Source organism: Nitrospina gracilis 3/211 (genome assembly GCF_000341545.2).
Taxonomy (GTDB): Bacteria; Nitrospinota; Nitrospinia; order Nitrospinales; family Nitrospinaceae; genus Nitrospina; species Nitrospina gracilis.
In genome coordinates, this window is the sequence record NZ_HG422173.1 from 1,599,478 (window position 1) to 1,601,707 (window position 2,230).

Below are 2,230 nucleotides of genomic sequence, written 5' to 3' on the forward strand. Positions count from 1 at the left end.
TGAGTTGTGAGGATCTGTGCGGTGATAGTATTCGCCTGACAGCCGTTGCCTGTCCTCGGTCACGGACGGGGACGGCGACGTCACCACGTTCACGCGCAACGCCTCGGGCGATCTCATCACCATCACCTCCGCCGACGGGCAGGACACCACCGTCCAGCAGATGGAGTACGACGAATGGGGCAACGTGCTGGTGGACACCAACCCCGGCTTTCAGCCGTTCGCCTTCGCGGGAGGTTTGTACGATCAGGATACCAAACTCGTCCGCTTCGGCGCCCGCGACTACGATCCCGAAATTGGCAGGTGGACCAGCAAGGATCCGGTGGGGATAAAAGAAGGTAGCTTTAATCTATTTAGGTACGCGGTAAACGATCCGGTCAATTTAATTGATCTGACTGGTGATCATCCAGCATGGATTGTATACACCGCTGCAGTATTGGTAGTTGTGACAGTAGTAGACTTTGTTCTGAAATCTTTTGTTACCGAAGAAATTGACACAGATGACGAGAATTTAACCAATCCAAAGGAAACTTCACCGGAATTTGAAATAATTGTTCCAGGAACAAATAGCCCAAAAACAAAAGCAGATGAACAGAGAGAAAGATCTGAGAGAGAAAGAAAAACGCCTACAGCAAGAGTTCCTTTCGAAAAGCCACAGGTAAAACCGAGGTCTAGACCAGGATCGAGTAGGATTTTTACTCCTAGAAGGCTAATTGATGAGAGGCTCGAAAAATTTCAAAAAATATTTAATTTTTTTAAAAATGAAGTTTTCTGTTTGTAAAGTAGAAATTTTAACCAAGAGACGGTAATTCCATAAAATTTGGAGGTATCAAGAATTGCCTGAAAAAATATTAAACGTAATCAAAAAATTGTTGGCTGTATTTTTTCTCTTAGCTTCAATATATATTTTTTACGGTCTTTTTTTGAAGTTTCAAGCTGGGAAACTTAAATTTGCATACGATGTTTTTCAAATGGGGATATGTCTTGTTAGTTTGGGGTTAGGGTTTTATTTTTTTAAAACAAAAATTAATGAGACAAAAAATTTCTTTTTCTCTAATGTCTTAATTTTACTTATAACATTGCTTTTCATTTTTTATCTTGTTAGAGAAGCAATTAGTACGGGGATTTCACAGGATCTTTTATTTATGATGGTAAAAGCGATTTTGGTAGTTGCGTTAATTTTTCTTGTTAGGATTAGATTGTTGAAAGATTAGTATTGTACAGTGATAATATTCCCCCGACAGCCGTTGGCTGGCCTCGATCACGGATGGCGACGGGGGTGTCACCACCTTCTCGCGCAACGCCTCGGGCGATCTCATCACCATCACCTCGCAAGACGGGCAGGACACGACCGTCATGCTGGACGCCAACGGCTACCTCACCGCGTTCACTAACCCGGAGCTGGAGACCACGAGCTTCACCTACACCACAGACGACCTCCTGCTCGCCAAAACCGACGCCCGCCAGAACAGCTCGACGGTCACCTATATCAAACTTTCCGCCTGCCCGATTGACAAGTCGTGGCGGGAGGGGGTAGAGTAAGGATACCGAAATCAGCCGTTTAAATTTTTTTGCCGTTAACTTTCGCTTTATTTTCGCCTATGTGGGTGCCGCTCAACTGTCACAGTGTCTATTCCTTCATGAGGGGGACGGCGTGGATCGAGGACCTCGCCCGCGCCGCCCTGGACATGGGGTGTCCGGCCCTGGCGCTCACCGACACCGACGGGACTTATGGCGCGGTCGCGTTCCAGCGAGCGATGCAGGCGGCGGGCATCCGGCCCCTCTTCGGCGCGGAGGTGACCGATCCCGCAACCGGCGCGCACGCGGTGCTGCTGGCAAAAACCCTCGCGGGTTACGGCGAGGTCTGTCGCGTCGTCACCGACCGCCAGCTCGACAAGAACTTCTCCCTGGCGGAGCGGTTGCAGCACTGCGGCGATGCGGTGATCATCCTGAGTCCCGACCTCACTGTGATCGATGCGATCGCCCGCGCGCGGGGGAGCGGCAGCCTCGGGATCGAATGGATTCGCTGGCGCACGGGAACGCGTCACGACATCGACGTCTGGGAGTTTTCGCGCCGGCACGGCATCCCGCTGGTGGCTTCCAACCGCATCTTCTTTTTGAAACCGGAGGACGGGCACACGCACCGGCTGGTGACGGCGATCCGCGAAAACCGCCTGCTCGATGCGCTGCCGCCGGAAAGCACCGCCAGCCCCGAAGCGTGGTTCAAAAGTCC

At 50.7% G+C, this 2,230-nt stretch carries 4 protein-coding genes; all 4 read left to right on the forward strand.

What is annotated here, in order from left to right; translation table 11 throughout:
- Positions 1–160 precede the first annotated feature (160 nt).
- Positions 161–778, forward strand: coding sequence for an RHS repeat-associated core domain-containing protein (locus TX82_RS07565; RefSeq protein WP_005008919.1), 618 nt, complete (start codon positions 161–163; stop codon positions 776–778).
- A gap of 55 nt (positions 779–833) precedes the next feature.
- A complete protein-coding gene (locus TX82_RS16225) occupies positions 834–1,211 on the forward strand; it encodes a hypothetical protein (RefSeq protein ID WP_005008925.1) in 378 nt (125 codons plus the stop codon).
- 142 nt (positions 1,212–1,353) lie between these two features.
- Positions 1,354–1,539, forward strand: a complete 186-nt coding sequence (locus tag TX82_RS07575; RefSeq protein ID WP_005008929.1) for an RHS repeat domain-containing protein — start codon at positions 1,354–1,356, stop codon at positions 1,537–1,539.
- Between the two features lie 59 nt (positions 1,540–1,598).
- A partial coding sequence (locus TX82_RS07580) for a PHP domain-containing protein (RefSeq protein WP_144079234.1) occupies positions 1,599–2,230 on the forward strand: 632 nt, incomplete at its 3' end.

Excerpts from the sequence above, each read along its gene's own strand:
- TX82_RS07565 (WP_005008919.1), top strand. The coding sequence starts at position 161 with ATGGAGTACGACGAATGGGGCAACGTGCTGGTGGACACCAACCCCGGC.
- TX82_RS07575 (WP_005008929.1), top strand. The coding sequence starts at position 1,354 with ATGCTGGACGCCAACGGCTACCTCACCGCGTTCACTAACCCGGAGCTG.